The 13,581-nt window shown below is 69.6% G+C and carries 9 protein-coding genes and 1 pseudogene; 5 read left to right on the plus strand and 5 right to left on the minus strand.

Annotation, left to right across the window (positions count from 1 at the left end; genetic code table 11):
• Nucleotides 1–12: 12 nt before the first annotated feature.
• On the minus strand, nt 13–846 hold the full coding sequence (locus ABZT12_RS16930; protein WP_356384091.1) for a helix-turn-helix transcriptional regulator: 834 nt from the start codon (nt 844–846) through the stop codon (nt 13–15).
• Nucleotides 847–929: 83 nt separating this feature from the next.
• Between ABZT12_RS16930 and ABZT12_RS16935 the strand changes: the two genes are divergently transcribed.
• Together ABZT12_RS16935 and ABZT12_RS16940 are read left to right on the plus strand one after the other, a co-directional pair.
• Complete coding sequence (locus tag ABZT12_RS16935) at nt 930–1,232, plus strand: 4a-hydroxytetrahydrobiopterin dehydratase (RefSeq protein ID WP_356384094.1); 303 nt, start codon at nt 930–932, stop codon at nt 1,230–1,232.
• Nucleotides 1,233–1,515: 283 nt separating this feature from the next.
• On the plus strand, nt 1,516–2,265 hold the full coding sequence (locus ABZT12_RS16940; protein ID WP_356384097.1) for a class I SAM-dependent methyltransferase: 750 nt from the start codon (nt 1,516–1,518) through the stop codon (nt 2,263–2,265).
• Between the two features lie 64 nt (nt 2,266–2,329).
• Here ABZT12_RS16940 and ABZT12_RS16945 read toward each other — a convergent pair whose 3' ends face one another.
• Nucleotides 2,330–4,996, minus strand: a complete 2,667-nt coding sequence (locus tag ABZT12_RS16945; protein ID WP_356384100.1) for a cellulose binding domain-containing protein — start codon at nt 4,994–4,996, stop codon at nt 2,330–2,332.
• A 213-nt stretch (nt 4,997–5,209) separates the two neighbouring features.
• Nucleotides 5,210–8,128 (minus strand): glycoside hydrolase family 48 protein, encoded by a 2,919-nt coding sequence (locus tag ABZT12_RS16950; protein ID WP_356384103.1) that lies wholly within the window; start codon nt 8,126–8,128, stop codon nt 5,210–5,212.
• A 267-nt stretch (nt 8,129–8,395) separates the two neighbouring features.
• Between ABZT12_RS16950 and ABZT12_RS16955 the strand changes: the two genes are divergently transcribed.
• Together ABZT12_RS16955 and ABZT12_RS16960 are read left to right on the plus strand one after the other, a co-directional pair.
• Entirely contained in the window at nt 8,396–9,874 is a 1,479-nt protein-coding gene (locus ABZT12_RS16955) for a cellulase family glycosylhydrolase (RefSeq protein ID WP_356384106.1), read from the plus strand.
• 21 nt (nt 9,875–9,895) lie between these two features.
• Complete coding sequence (locus ABZT12_RS16960; protein WP_356384109.1) at nt 9,896–11,602, plus strand: glycoside hydrolase family 6 protein; 1,707 nt, start codon at nt 9,896–9,898, stop codon at nt 11,600–11,602.
• On the opposite strand, the gene ABZT12_RS16965 is transcribed toward ABZT12_RS16960, so the two are convergent.
• Nucleotides 11,587–12,438 carry a phytanoyl-CoA dioxygenase family protein gene (locus ABZT12_RS16965; protein ID WP_356384112.1) on the minus strand — a complete coding sequence of 284 codons (852 nt, stop codon included), beginning with the start codon at nt 12,436–12,438 and terminating at the stop codon, nt 11,587–11,589. The two genes, ABZT12_RS16960 and ABZT12_RS16965, sit on opposite strands and share 16 nt — an antisense overlap.
• 232 nt (nt 12,439–12,670) lie before the next feature.
• Nucleotides 12,671–13,363, minus strand: a complete 693-nt coding sequence (locus tag ABZT12_RS16970) for a glycoside hydrolase family 75 protein (protein WP_356384115.1) — start codon at nt 13,361–13,363, stop codon at nt 12,671–12,673.
• A gap of 125 nt (nt 13,364–13,488) precedes the next feature.
• Here ABZT12_RS16970 and ABZT12_RS16975 point away from each other — a divergent pair.
• Nucleotides 13,489–13,581, plus strand: a pseudogene (locus ABZT12_RS16975) (hypothetical protein); the annotation flags it as partial.

Genomic DNA, 13,581 nt, shown 5'->3' on the forward strand with positions numbered 1-13,581 from the left:
CGGCGATCACCGTCAACCCAGCAGCCCGTGCAGGTACGTGACGGTAGCCGGGTCGGCAGGCAGGAACGTCTCGACGGCCAGCTCGTCCACCGTCACATCCATCGGCGTGTTGAACGTCGCGATCGACGACACGAACGACAGCACCCGGCCCCCGTACTCGATCCGCATCGGCAGCGCGAAGTACGGCACCGCGGACGGCACTTCGCCCCCGTCGTCACACCCGGCGGGCACGGGATACGCCGCGACCTCCTCGTGCAACGCGCGCAGCGGGCCGGACCGGCGCAGGGCGAGCTGCCGCTCCATCTGAGCGAGCAGATGCCCCCGCCACTCCCGCAGATTGCGGATCCGCGGCGCCAGACCCTCCGGATGAAGCGTCAGCCGCATGGCGTTCAGCGGCGGCCGCAGAAGGGACTCCGAGACCCCCTCCAACAGCATGGTGACGCCCCGGTTCGCGGCCACCACGTCATACATCCCGTCGACCACCAGCGCCGGATACGGCTCGTACCCCCCGATCAGCCGCTCCAGCCCGTCCCGCAGCGCCGCCAACGCCGGTGCCTCCAACGGCGTCCTCGGGAAGCGCGGCGCGTAACCGGCCGCCAGCAACAAGGCGTTGCGCTCCCGTACCGGCACCTCCAGGTGCTCGGCCAGCCGCAGCACCATCTCCTCGCTGGGCCGCGCACGGCCCGTCTCGACGAAGCTGACATGCCGGGCCGAGGAACCGGCCCGCAGCGCCAGCTCCAGCTGGCTGACCCGGCGCCGCTCCCGCCAGGCACGCAACAGCGGCCCGACCCCCGCACCGGAGGAGGAGCCGGCCGCGGCGCCGGGACCGGACGCGACAATGGTCATGAGGACGACCGTAGTCGAGGAGCACGCACATGAACGAGCCGTGGAAGCCGTCCGTGCCCTCGCCACCCGAAGGGAGCGCTCCCATGCCCGCCGTACTGACGCAACAGGAGATCGAGGACCGGCTCGCCGGACTGCCCGGCTGGTCCCTGACCGGTGACCGCCTCACCCGCTCCTACCGGCTCGCCTCCCACCCCGCGGCCACCGCGATGGTCGTCCACATCGCCCAGGTCCAGGAGGAACTCGACCACCACTCCGACCTGACCCTCGGCTACGACACCGTCTCGCTCTCGGTGCACACCCACAGCGCCGGCGGCGCCGTCACCGACCTCGACTTCGCCCTCGCGCACAGAGTCGAGGACCTCGCGGCGGGACACGGAGCGAGCTGAATTCGGCTCAGCCGACAGCCGACAGCCGACAGCCGACAGCCGACAGCCGACAGCCGACAGCCGACAGCCGGTCCGGCCGCCGACAACCTTCCGTCGACGATCCGTCTGTCCTCGATCCGTCTGAAGACAGCCATCGGCCTTCTGTCGACGGCCTTCTGTCGACGGTCGGCTGCCGACAGCCCACCGACGACAACCTCCCGGCGACGACATAGTGACGACGGCCTTTCGCAGACAGTCGCCCGCCGATCGGGAACAGTCGCCCAATGATGGGTACACGACAGACGTGCTCGACTACGACAAGGAAGCCCACGTCTACGACGAGAAGCGGGGCGGCGAGGCCCGCGCCGCCGCTGCCGCGCGCGCCCTGCTCGGACTGGTCCCGAACGACGCCCGCCGCCTCCTCGACATGGCGTGCGGTACGGGCATCGTCACTCGGCGGCTCGCCGCCGCCCGGCCCGCGACCCGGGTCACCGGCACTGATCTCGCGCCCGGCATGGCCAGGAAGGCCGCCGGCCGGCTGCCCGGCGCGGTACTGGTCGCGGACAGCCGCCAACTACCTTTCCCCGACGGCATCTTCGACGCGGTGACCAGTGTCTGGCTGCTGCACCTCCTCGGCGGCCCCGACGACGTCCGCCGGGTCGTCGCCGAGTGCGCACGCGTACTGCGGCCCGGCGGTGTGTACGTCACCACGGTCGACAAGTCCGCCGCGCACGACGTGGGCAGCGACATCGACGCCGTGCTCGCCTCCCGTCCGCGCCGCCCGGCCGTCGACGACGCCGGCACCGTCGAGGCGATCGCCGCCGGCCAGGGACTCCGCCCGGCGGGCCGGTCCGGCTTCCCGGGACGGGGACAGGGCCGCAGCCCGCGCAGTACCGTCGCCGACCTGCGCCGCGGCTGGTTCACCCAGCTGCCGCCGGGTGAACCGCTCACCGAGTATTTCGCCGGCCGCCTCGCCGCCCTCCCGGATCAGGAACGGCCGCGCCCGGACCCGGAGTTCACCCTGCGCGCCTTCAGGAAGGCACCCGTCGGCTGAAGCCCGGAACCGGTCACGAGAGGGTGCGGGGGTGCGCGCCGCGCACGCCGCGCACCCTCGGTCCTCACCCGGCCGCGCAGCTCTCGCCCCCCACGGTGAACGACGTCGGCTTCGTGTTGGACCCCGACCAGGTGCCCGTGAAACCGAAGTCGACCGACGAGCCCGCCGCCACTGTGCCGTTCCAGCTCGCGTTCCGCGCGGTGACCGCCGCGCCGGACTGGGTGTAGTCGGCGTTCCACAACTGGCCGATGTGCTGGCCGTCCGGGAACGACCAGCCAAGTACCCAACCGTTCCAGGCCGTTGAGCCGGTGTTGGTGAGCCGCACCTCGGTCTGGAAGCCGCCCGACCACTGGTTGGTGACCGTGTACGAGACCGTGCAGGCACCGGTGGGCGTCGGATCGGAGCCCCCGCCCCCGCCCCCGCCGCTTCCGCCGCCTGCGTCGGAGGTGTCGCCGTAGATGATCCCGCGCCCGTTCGTCGACACGTACACCCAGCCGTAGACCCTGGGGTCACCGGTGATCGCCGCGCCGGTCCAACCCCACTGGTGGGCACTGTCGTTGATGCGCGTCCAGGTCGCGCCCGCGTCCGTCGAACGGAAGATGCCGCGTACGCCACCGATCTTCGCGCTCGTGTAGAGCGTCTGGTAGGAGGCGCCGGGTGCCGCCTTGCCGAAGCCGATGGTGTCGGCCTGGTCGACGGTGGACAGTTTCGCGAAGGTCGCCCCGCCGTCCGTGGAGTGCCACAGCCCGTAGGCTCCGTCGCTCGCGCCGCCCGCCAGCCACACGTCGCCCTTCGTCCCGGGCAGCGCCTTGAACCGCACACTGTCACCGCCGGGCAGGCCGGTCGCCGACGAGGCGGCGAAGGTCGCGCCGCCGTCCGAACTGACGTAGAAACGACCGGACTTGAACCCGTAGAAGGTCTTCGGATCGACCCGGTCCGACTCGACGACCGCACCCGCCGGGATACCGCTCGACGCCGACCACGACGAGCCGAACCCCGTCGTGTACTGGACGCCGGCCCCCGCCGGACTCCACACGAACCGGCTTCCGTCGGCCGCCGCCGCGACCGTTCCGCCGCCGCTCACGCCCGAAGGATCCGTCCCCGCGAACCAGTTGGCCCCGTTGTCCGTCGAGAACGCGATGTGCGGCCCCGAGTCCGCGGCACCGACCCGCACCACCGTGTTCGGGTTCGACTCGGCGAAATCCAGACTCGTGGACGACGTGAAGGTGGGCGAGGTGTACATCATCGACGGCACCTTGGCCAGGTCCGTGTGCCGGAAGCCGCCGATGTCACCCAGGGCGCTGAACAGCTGCGCCCCGCCGGACGGGGGAGCGGCGAGGTCGTTGACGGACGTCTCCTCCAGCCCCTGCACCATGGGCCGCACGGTGAACTGGCCGCCGCTGTCCCAGTTCGTCAGGTTCTCCGAGCCGTACAGCGTCGCCCCCGTGCCGTACATCATCCGGTTCGAGTCGAACGGGTCGATCTCCAGCGACTCGGTCATCCAGCCCAGTTTGGGAGCCTGTTCGGGCGGTGACGGATTCGCGCCGAACGTCAGCCACGGCACCGACGACACGTCGATGGTGTAACGGTCCGAGCGGTTGGGATACGAGGTGTAGTCCCACGCCTTCGTCCAGGTGCCGCCGCTGTCCGTGGAGCGGAAGATCTGCGTGTCCGGCCACCAGGAGCTGTACGCCGTGGCCATCACCGTGCCCGGATGCTGCCGGTCGACCGTCAGACCGCTGAACCCGTAGTAGGTGTCGGCCTCCGCGGCCGGACTGATGTCCGTCCAGGTGCCGGTGGCCGTCGCATACCGCCACAGCCGGCCCTTCCCGCCGTCGTAGGGACCGCCCTTGTCGCTGTAGGCGATATACAGGAAGCCGTTCTTGGCATCCAGTACACCCTTGTGCGCGAGGTATCCGGTGGGCTGTCCGGCGAGCCGGGTCCAGGTCGCGCCCGCGTCCGTGGAGCGGTACACCGCGTTGGCCTGGTCCGCGACCCCGACGTAGATCGTCTTCGTCGCGACCCCGGATGTGCCGGTCGACTCGTCGAAGGTGACCCAGACGATCCCCTGGTTGTCGCTGGCGTACCCGCTGGTGTCGGTCGGATCCTGCACATAGGTGCCGACGTCGGGGAAGTTCGTCACCTGCGACCAGGTGACCCCCGAGTCCGTCGACCGCCACAGACCCTTGCCGCTGGGCGCGCCCAGGTACAGCACGCTGTCCTTGTTGGGGTCGACCGCCAGCCGTTCGCCCATGCCCCGCCCGGGCATGTTCCCGCCGAGCTTGAACGGCAGGTCGGTCTTCTGCCAGTCGGCTCCCCGGTCGGCGGAGCGCAGCACCGCCCCGTTCGTGGGATCCCAGCTGTTCGTATACGTTCCGACGGCCGCGTACACCTTGTCGGGGTTGACCGGGTCGGAGGCGAGGCTCACCACGCCCGTGTGCCCCCAGTCGTCGAAGCCGACCGAGTCCAGCAACGGGGTCCAGGTCTTCGTCGACGGCTGCCAGCGGTAGGCGCCGCCGATGTCGGTACGGGCGTAGGCGAGGTTCTTCTCCGTCCGGTTGAAGACGATGCCGGGGACGAAGCCGCCGCCGTCGATCCGGGCGTTCTTCCAGGTGTACGTGGAGGCCGCGACCGCCGCCTTCGCGGTGCTCGCGGCGAGGGCGGCCGGACTGCCCGACAACAGGCCTGCGGCGAGGGCGAGTACGGCCGTGAGGATGCGCGTTCTTCGCACGGTGGGTCCTCTCCTTGCGGGGTGGAAAGGCACGACGGCCGGGCGGCCCCCCGTGCGGGTGGGGACCGCCCGGCCGGTGGGCCCCGCCGTCAGGTGACGGGGCCACGTACGCGGCGCCTCAAGCGCTCGCGGTGAAGGGCGGCGAACCGTCCGGCCGGTCACGACAGGCCGGCGGTGCGGACACCGCCCTTCCCGCGAAGCGCCTGGCGGGGGCTATTCGAGAAGCTCCGCGTACGAACCCATGGCCAGGGCGATGTCCGCCTGGGCCCAGAACCGGTGGTACGTGAAGACCGGCGCGGCCCCGCCCGCGAGATAGCTCGCGATCTTCGACCAGGCCGGGTCGTTCTTGTAGAAGGACCTCAACGAGGCGAACGTCGAAGCGGAGTTGACCGCGTCACCGTTCGGCATCTTGCCGCTCCAGCCGCTCGGCACGTACACGCTGTCGTCGAAGCGGTTGTAGTCGGCGCGGGTCTCCGGGACGGCGATGCCCATGCTGTCCTGGTAGTTGGACCACATGCCGTCCAGCAGCGCCTTCGCCGCCGTCTTCGCCGCCGTGTTCCCCGACTTGGCGCCGTAGTACGTCAGGGTCTTGGCATACGCGGCGGCCACGCCCACGTCGTTGGTGTAGTCGGCGACAGTGACGTGAAGTCCCGCGTTGGCGCCCGGACTTGACGCGTTCCAGGTGTCGGGCTGGCCCGACCACTGGAGTGTGGAGGGGATCAGATAGGTGCCGTCCGGGTTGACGGTGGTCTTGGACAGCGCCCAGGCCACCCACTTGTCGAGGACCGCCTTGGCGCTCGCGTTCCCCGTCTGCTGGTAGTACTCCGCGACCCGCTCCATCGACCACGCCTGGAAGCCGAACCACTGGTTGGAGGGCGGGTCGTGGTAGACGGGCTGCTGGTCGTAGTACATGCCGTAGAACGTCGACGTCCCGGCGGGCGGGGTCGCGTAGCGGCCGGCCCAACTGTTCGTCGCACCACCGGCGATGGCGCCCTCGCTCGACTGCAGCCAGCGGTAGAACTCCAGCTGCCGGGTGAGCGAGGTGCCCCAGTCGGTGGCACCCGTCGCCGACTTGGGCTTCAGATCGGCGTACGAACTCAACGCGTAGGCCGCCAACGGGTTCTGGTAGCCGCCGTGCACATGGCTGGAGCCGATGCGCCACGCCCAGCCGGCGCTGGTGTCGGTGGCCCCGCCCCACGCGTAGTACCAGGACAGCAGGTAGTCCGAGGCGTCCTTGCCGGTCCCGGCCGGGCACGTGGACGGTCCGACACAGTTGCCGATCTTCTTGAAGTACTTGTCGTACATGGCGTAGCGCAGATAGTCGCCCATCTTCGCCGCCTTGCCGACGGTCGTGGAGACGTCGGAGCCCTTGCCCTGCTCCTTGGCCCACACATCCGCCCAGTACGCCGCCTGTACGGCCCGCGCGTCGGCGTCCGGCGCGTCGGTGTACTTCCACTGCCTGGCGTACGAGGAGTCACCGGTGAACAGGTCCAAGTACCCGTTCGTGGAACCGTACTTGAAGGCGTCACAGGTGGGCTGCGGAACCGTCTCCCACACCGACTCCTGCGCGCCGCGCTGGAAGGTGTTGATGTACGACGGTCCGGAGGCCGTCGGACCCGCCTCGCACCCACCGCCGGGCGTGTCGCCGTAGCCGTAGGTGTTGTCGACATCCTCCAGCCAGTGCATACCGTAGACGTCGTCCGTACCGTATGCGGTCTTCAGTTCACCGGCTATCGGATCCGAACCCACCGGCACCGAGGTGTCCAGCTTCGCCGGATACTCGTTGGGGGTGTCCAGCTCGGGCGCGTACGTCGCCGGCTTCGAGGCGTTGTAGAAGGAGTTGGTCGGCTGGTCGGCGTGGGTGGGGATCATGTACTTCTCCATGAGATCCCAGGCGCCGTTGAACTTGGACCAGTCGCCCGTCACCTTGCCGTACATCGCCTGGAGCCACAGCAGATAGCTGTACGCCTCCGACGTCGTCTCGTGCCCGTAGTCCGGTGCCTCGACGATCAGGGTCTCCACCGAGTGGTAGGGGATGCCCTGGGGGGAGAAGTAGCCGTTCGCCGGGCTGGTGATCCTCCCGTAGAGGTCCAGGAAGCGCGCGTCGTAGGCGTTGGCCGCCGCCAGCTCCGTCACGGTGACCGTCGCCTTGGCCAGGCCGGTCGCCGTCGAGTCGAAGGAGGCCGTGCCGGTGCCGGACGCGTCGGCGGTGACGGTCACCGTCTGCGCGGTGTTCCAGTTCGAGGGCGTGAAGGTGAGCGAGGCCCCGCCGGTGACGGCCAGGCCCGAGTTGCCGCTCGCACGGGCCGTCGTCACCGTGACACTGGCCGCCGGCTGCGCCGACAGCTTGAGGGTGTAGGTGCCCGTCTTGCCCTGCTGGACGCCGAGTTGGGACGCCGACGCCACCACCGAGGGCCCCGAGGCCACGGTGATGCCGACGGGCGCCGACTCCCCGGACGCGCCGAGACTGTCGTACGCCTTCGCCACCAGGGAATGACTGCCCACGGTCAAACCGGAGGCCGAGAAGGTGTAGGGCGCGCTCGTGTCGGTGCCGAGCAGGGTGGTGTCGTCGTAGAACTCCACCTTGCTGACGGTCGCGCTGTCGGCCGCCGCCGCGGTGGCCGCGAGCGGGACCGCGGCGCCCTGGGTGTAGACCGCGCCCGCGGTGGGGCTGGTCAGCACCGTGATCGGCGGCTGGTGCGCGCCCGCGCACACCGTGCCGTTGACCGCGAAGGAGGTGGGGGCGGTGTTCGTGCCGCTGTAGCTGAACTGCGCGCCGGTGGAGACGGCGGCGCCCGCGGCGACCGTCCCGTTGTACGACGCGTTCTTCACCGTGACGGCCTTGCCGGACTGGGACCAGGTCCCGTTCCAGCCGTTCGTGAGCTGCTGGTTGCCGGCGTAGGCGTACGTCAGGGTCCAGCCGTTGATCGCGTCCGTGCCTCGGTTGGTGAGGGTGAGGTCGGCGGTGAAACCGGAGCCCCAGTCGTTGGCCTTGTAGTCGACGCTGCACTGAAGTGCCGCCGCGTGGGCGGGAGTCGTGCCGGTCGCCAGCATCGACAGCGGCAGCGCGAGGGCCGCCACCACGGCGGTCCACAGCCGCCGTGTCGCTCTCTGTCTCCTTCTGGGGTGCATGTGCTGGTTCCTCCTTGCGGCTCGGAGAAGTGGGGGGCGGAGCAGCAACAAGCCTTGAACCAGTGGGAGCGCTCCCATAGTGGGGACGGGGGTCGAAGCGGTCAAGGTGCTTACACAGTCGAAAAGATTCGACGAACACGTTGAGCGAAAGTCAAGCAGCGCCCCTGTCCTTGGCCGTCACTTGGCGCTAGCTTCATGGCACCAGTGGGAGCGATTCCATCAGTCGGCGCGTCCGTCACGACGTGCCCGAGCTGCAAGGAGTCGCTCATGCGACACCCCCCGCGTTCAGTACTTTTAGCCGTCACCGGCGCGGTCGCCCTCATAGGGTCCGTGGTCGTGCCGGTGGTCACGGCGTCCGGAGCCACACCCGCGTGCACGGTGGAGTACGCCGTCACCGGACAGTGGGACGCCGGCTTCCAGGGCAGTGTGAAAGTCACCAACAACATGGCCGCGCTCAGTAGTTGGAGCCTCAGCTTCGACTTCGCCGGCGGCCAGAAGGTCACCCAGGGCTGGAACGCCAAGTGGAGCCAGTCCGGGACGACCGTCACCGCCGCCAACGAGAGCTGGAACGGCTCCCTCGCCACCGGCGCGAGCGTCAGCGCCGGGTTCCTCGCCTCCTGGTCGGGGAGCAACGCCGTACCGGCCGTGTTCAAGCTCAACGGCACGACCTGCAACGTCGATCCGGGCACCACCCCGCCGCCGACCGATCCGCCGACGAGTGGCAGCGCACCCGCACTGCACGTCTCGGGCAACAGACTGGTGGACGCCGCCGGCACCAACCGGCGCCTGCTGGGCGTCAACCGCTCCGGCGGCGAGTTCATGTGCGTACAGGGCTACGGCATCTGGGACGGCCCGGTGGACGACGCGGCCGTCGCGGCGATCGCCGACTGGAAGGCGAACACGGTCCGCATCCCGCTCAACGAGGAGTGCTGGCTCGGGCTCGCCAACATCAAACCGGAGTACGCGGGCGCCAACTACATCGCCGCCGTCAAGGATTTGGTGGCGAAAGTCGAGGCACACGGCATGACACCCGTCCTCGACCTGCACTGGACATACGGCCAGTACACCGGCAACTCGGCGGGCTGCTCCGACGTGCACGCCACCTGCCAGAAGCCGATGCCGGACGCGCAGTACACACCGTCGTTCTGGTCATCGGTCGCCGGCACCTTCAAGGCCGACCAGGCCGTCGCGTTCGACCTGTTCAACGAGCCCTATCCGGACCGCGCCACCTCCACGGCCACCCAGGCGTGGACGTGCTGGCGTGACGGCGGCACCTGCCCGGGCATCGGGTACGAAGTCGCCGGTATGCAGGATCTGGTCGACGCCGTACGGGCGACCGGCGCCAGGAACGTCATCCTGGCCGGCGGCCTCGCGTACTCCAACGACCTGAGTCAGTGGCTGACGTACAAGCCCACCGACCCGACCGGCAATCTCGTCGCCGCGTACCACGTGTACAACTTCAACACCTGCGCGAGCGAGAGCTGCTGGAACACCACACTTGCCCCGGTGGCGGCCCAAGTGCCGCTGGTGGCGGGGGAGATCGGCGAGAACACCTGCTCACACGCCTTCGTCGACCAGGCCATGAAGTGGTTCGACGACCGAGGGCTGTCGTATCTCGGCTGGACCTGGAACACCTGGGACTGCTCCTCGGGTCCGTCACTGATCTCCGACTATGCCGGCACGCCCACCGCGTACGGCATCGGGCTGCGTGACCACCTGCGCGCCCTGAACGGTCAACTCTCGTAACAGACAAGGAAACCCGCACTCATGAGCCGTACCAGAACAGCGCTGTTGGCTGCCTTGGTGCTCGTCGCCGGGGCCTCGGGAACGGCGGCCGCCGTCACCCCCTCCTCGGATCCCGGCATCGCCGCGATCCCCTGCACCGTCGACTACAAGGTGCAGAACCAGTGGGACACCGGCTTCACCGCCGCCGTCACCATCACCAACAACAGCACGGCGAAGTCCAGTTGGGCCGCCAAGTGGTCGTACGCCGGCAACCAGAAGGTCACCAGCGGCTGGAACGCGAAGATCAGCCAGAGCGGCACCGCCGTGACCGCCGCCAACGAGACCTACAACGGGAGCCTGGCGACCGGAGGTTCGGTCAGCTTCGGCTTCAACGCCTCCTACAGCGGCACCAACGCGCTGCCCACCACCTTCACCCTCGACGGCGTGACCTGCAACGTCGACGACGGCAGCAGCGGAGGCGGCGGGGGCGGCACCGGCACCCGCGTCGACAACCCCTACGCCGGCGCCAAGGTGTACGTGAACCCCGAATGGTCCGCCAAGGCCGCGGCCGAGACCGGCGGCAGCCGCGTCTCCAACCAGCCCACCGGAGTCTGGCTCGACCGCATCGCCGCCATCAACGGCGTCAACGGCGGAATGGGCCTGCGCGCCCACCTCGACGCGGCGCTCGCCCAGAAGGGCACCGGCCAGGAAGTCGTCCAACTCGTCGTCTACGACCTGCCCGGACGCGACTGCGCGGCCCTCGCCTCCAACGGCGAACTCGGCCCGACGGAGATCGGCCGCTACGAGACCGAATTCATCGACCCGATCGCGGCGATCCTCGCGGACAGCAAGTACAGCTCGCTCCGGATCGTCACCACGATCGAGATCGACTCCCTGCCCAACCTCGTGACCAACACGGGCAGCAAGGCCACCGCCACCGCTCAGTGCGACACCATGCTCGCCAACGGCAACTACGTGAAAGGCGTCGGCTACGCGCTGAACAAGCTCGGCGCCATCCCCAACGTCTACAACTACATCGACGCCGGCCACCACGGCTGGCTCGGCTGGGACGACAACTTCGTCCCCTCCGCCAACCTGTTCTACCAGGCCGCCAACGCCGAGGGCGCGACCGTCGCCGACGTGGCCGGCTTCATCACCAACACGGCCAACTACAGCGCCCTGAAGGAGAACAACTACACCATCAACGACAGCGTGAACGGCGTCTCCGTGCGCCAGTCCAAGTGGGTCGACTGGAACCGCTACGTGGACGAGCAGTCGTACGCCCAGGCGTTCCGCAACGAGTTGGTGTCCGTGGGCTTCAACTCCGGTATCGGCATGCTGATCGACACCTCCCGCAACGGCTGGGGCGGCTCGGCCCGGCCCACCGGTCCGGGAGCCACCACCAGCGTGGACACCTACGTCGACGGCGGACGCTACGACCGCCGTATCCAGGTCGGCAACTGGTGCAACCAGTCCGGAGCCGGTCTGGGCGAGCGCCCGCAGGCCGCCCCCGCGACCGGCATCGACGCCTACGTGTGGATGAAGCCGCCGGGTGAGTCCGACGGTTCCAGCACGGCCATCGCCAACGATGAAGGCAAGGGCTTCGACCGCATGTGCGACCCGACGTACACGGGCAACGCCCGGAACGGCAACAACCTGTCGGGCGCCCTGCCCAACGCCCCGCTCTCCGGGCACTGGTTCTCGGCCCAGTTCCAGCAACTGATGGCGAACGCCTACCCGCCGCTGTAGAGCGCCGAAGCGGTACGCCGGGGCCAGTCCTCCCGCGACAGGCCCCGGCGGATCGCGAACTCCACCGCCGAGTACTCCCCGTCGGACCGCTCCAACTCGTAGGGCACCGCCGGGAACAGCGGCGGCTGCGCCATGAAGCGGGGGCGGTCACCGTGATGAGGCTGCGCGGCATGCACCAGGAACGGATGGCAGAGATAGACGTCACCGGGCCGCCCGGTGGCGTACCCGACCGGTCGGCCCGCGGACGCCTCGGCGACCAGCGGGCCGAGCGTGAGAGCGGAGGCACCCCGCTCGCCGAAGGGCTCCAGGACCCGGGGCACGTCGAGATGGGAGCCGACCCGCACGCGCGTCGGCGCGTTCTCCGCGGTGACCTCCGTGTACAGCATCAGCATCAGCAGCGCCCGGCCCCGGGAGCGCAGATTCGCGTACGGCCACTCGCTCACCGTGCCCTCGGCGCTCTCAGTGTTCTCAGGGTTCTCAGGGTTCTCCGGAACGTAGCTGCCCTCGATGTGCCAGCCCGCGTCGTCCGGTTCCACCGGGTGCGGGAAGCGCAGCGGGAAGCTGCCCAGCGAGTACCGGGGCTGCCACCGGCCGGCGCCCACCAGCAGGTCGAACGCCTTATGCAGGGCAGGGGAGTTGACCGAGGCGGCGAACGGCGCCTGTGCCATGTCGCCCACCCACACCACGGGCTCCCGCCAGCTGCCGGGGTCGTCCGGGTCGTACCCCGTCTCCCGCCACAGCAGCCGTGCGCAGTCCTCGGCGACCCGCGGCGGAAAGGCCCCTTCGACCTTCACGAAGCCGTCCGCGAGGAAGCGCTCCACCATCACGTCGTCCATACGGCCATGCTGCGCGCCCGGCGCCCGCCGACGCATCCGGTTTTCGCCGCCCGCGCCCGGCATACCGGCCGGTTCGCGGTGGGCGAGGTCACACCGACACACAGGCCCGGTTCGGACAGCCAGACTGCACCACGCGCAGCGCCCGTTGGCGCGGGGCATCCGAGCGGCGGGCAGGGCCCGTCGGCGCGGCCGATCGCGCCGGCGGGCCCTGCCCGTCTCACCTCCGCCGGGTTCAGTTGTTCTGCAGGAACTGCTTGGCCAACTGGCCGCCGAGCGTGACCGCCGCGCTGTGGCTCTCGATGGGGGAGACCTGCGAGTTCTTGAAGAGGATGTACGTCACGCCGGAGTCGGCGCCCCCGGTCGCCGGGTCGGGGTCGATGCCGAGGGCCTTGGCGGTGGCGTAGGAGGCCTCGCCGATGATGTTGGTGGGGCCGGTGTCGCCGACGACCGCGTACTCGACCTTGTTGTTGTAGATCACGGCGACCACTCCGCCGCCCTTGATGCCGTAGCCGGAGTACTTCCAGATGCTGCTGGAGCTGGGCACCACGATGTAGGGGAGCGAGTCGGCCTTCAGCGGGTCGCCGTTGGACTGGTGGAACGCGGTGTCGTCCTGGTACCAGGGGTCGGCGTTCTCGTTGCAGTTCGCGGTGCGCTGGCCGTCGCAGTCGATGTCCAGGTCGGCCTTCCAGAAGACCGCGCCGTTCTTGCCGCACACGGGTACGGTCGCCGACGTCTCGTCGTCGGTGCGGTACTTGCCGTTCGAGATCTGCGAGCAGGAGGTCACCTTGGCGAGCAGGTCGGCCGCGCTGACCGATCCCTCCCGCGCGGGCCCGGGGGTGGCCGCGGAGGCGCCGGCGGGGAGCAGTCCGGCGGCGAGCAGGGCGGCGCCCGAGGCCGCGGCGAGGGTCAGTGTTCGGATACGCACTGTGGGGGACCCTTCTGTTAGGAAAGTTTCCTTACCGAGTGCGCAACAAGGTGCCCTTTCCGCATGCTCGCGTCAAGACCCTGGTATGAACCAAGTCGGGCCGAACGCCCGCCCGGTGGGCCGCCGAAGTCGTACTGAAGGCCTACCAGCAGTGGGGGACCGCCTGCGTACGGCACTTCCACGGCATGTTCGCCTTCGCTCTGGTCGAACACCGCACG

Origin of the sequence: Streptomyces sp. NPDC005423, assembly GCF_040606415.1 — a bacterium.
Classification (GTDB): domain Bacteria; phylum Actinomycetota; class Actinomycetes; order Streptomycetales; family Streptomycetaceae; genus Streptomyces.

Coding starts and splice junctions, on each gene's coding strand:
- ABZT12_RS16930 (WP_356384091.1), bottom strand. CDS start 846: ATGACCATTGTCGCGTCCGGTCCCGGCGCCGCGGCCGGCTCCTCCTCC.
- ABZT12_RS16935 (WP_356384094.1), top strand. CDS start 930: ATGCCCGCCGTACTGACGCAACAGGAGATCGAGGACCGGCTCGCCGGA.
- ABZT12_RS16950 (WP_356384103.1), bottom strand. CDS start 8,128: ATGCACCCCAGAAGGAGACAGAGAGCGACACGGCGGCTGTGGACCGCC.
- ABZT12_RS16955 (WP_356384106.1), top strand. CDS start 8,396: ATGCGACACCCCCCGCGTTCAGTACTTTTAGCCGTCACCGGCGCGGTC.
- ABZT12_RS16960 (WP_356384109.1), top strand. CDS start 9,896: ATGAGCCGTACCAGAACAGCGCTGTTGGCTGCCTTGGTGCTCGTCGCC.
- ABZT12_RS16965 (WP_356384112.1), bottom strand. CDS start 12,438: ATGGACGACGTGATGGTGGAGCGCTTCCTCGCGGACGGCTTCGTGAAG.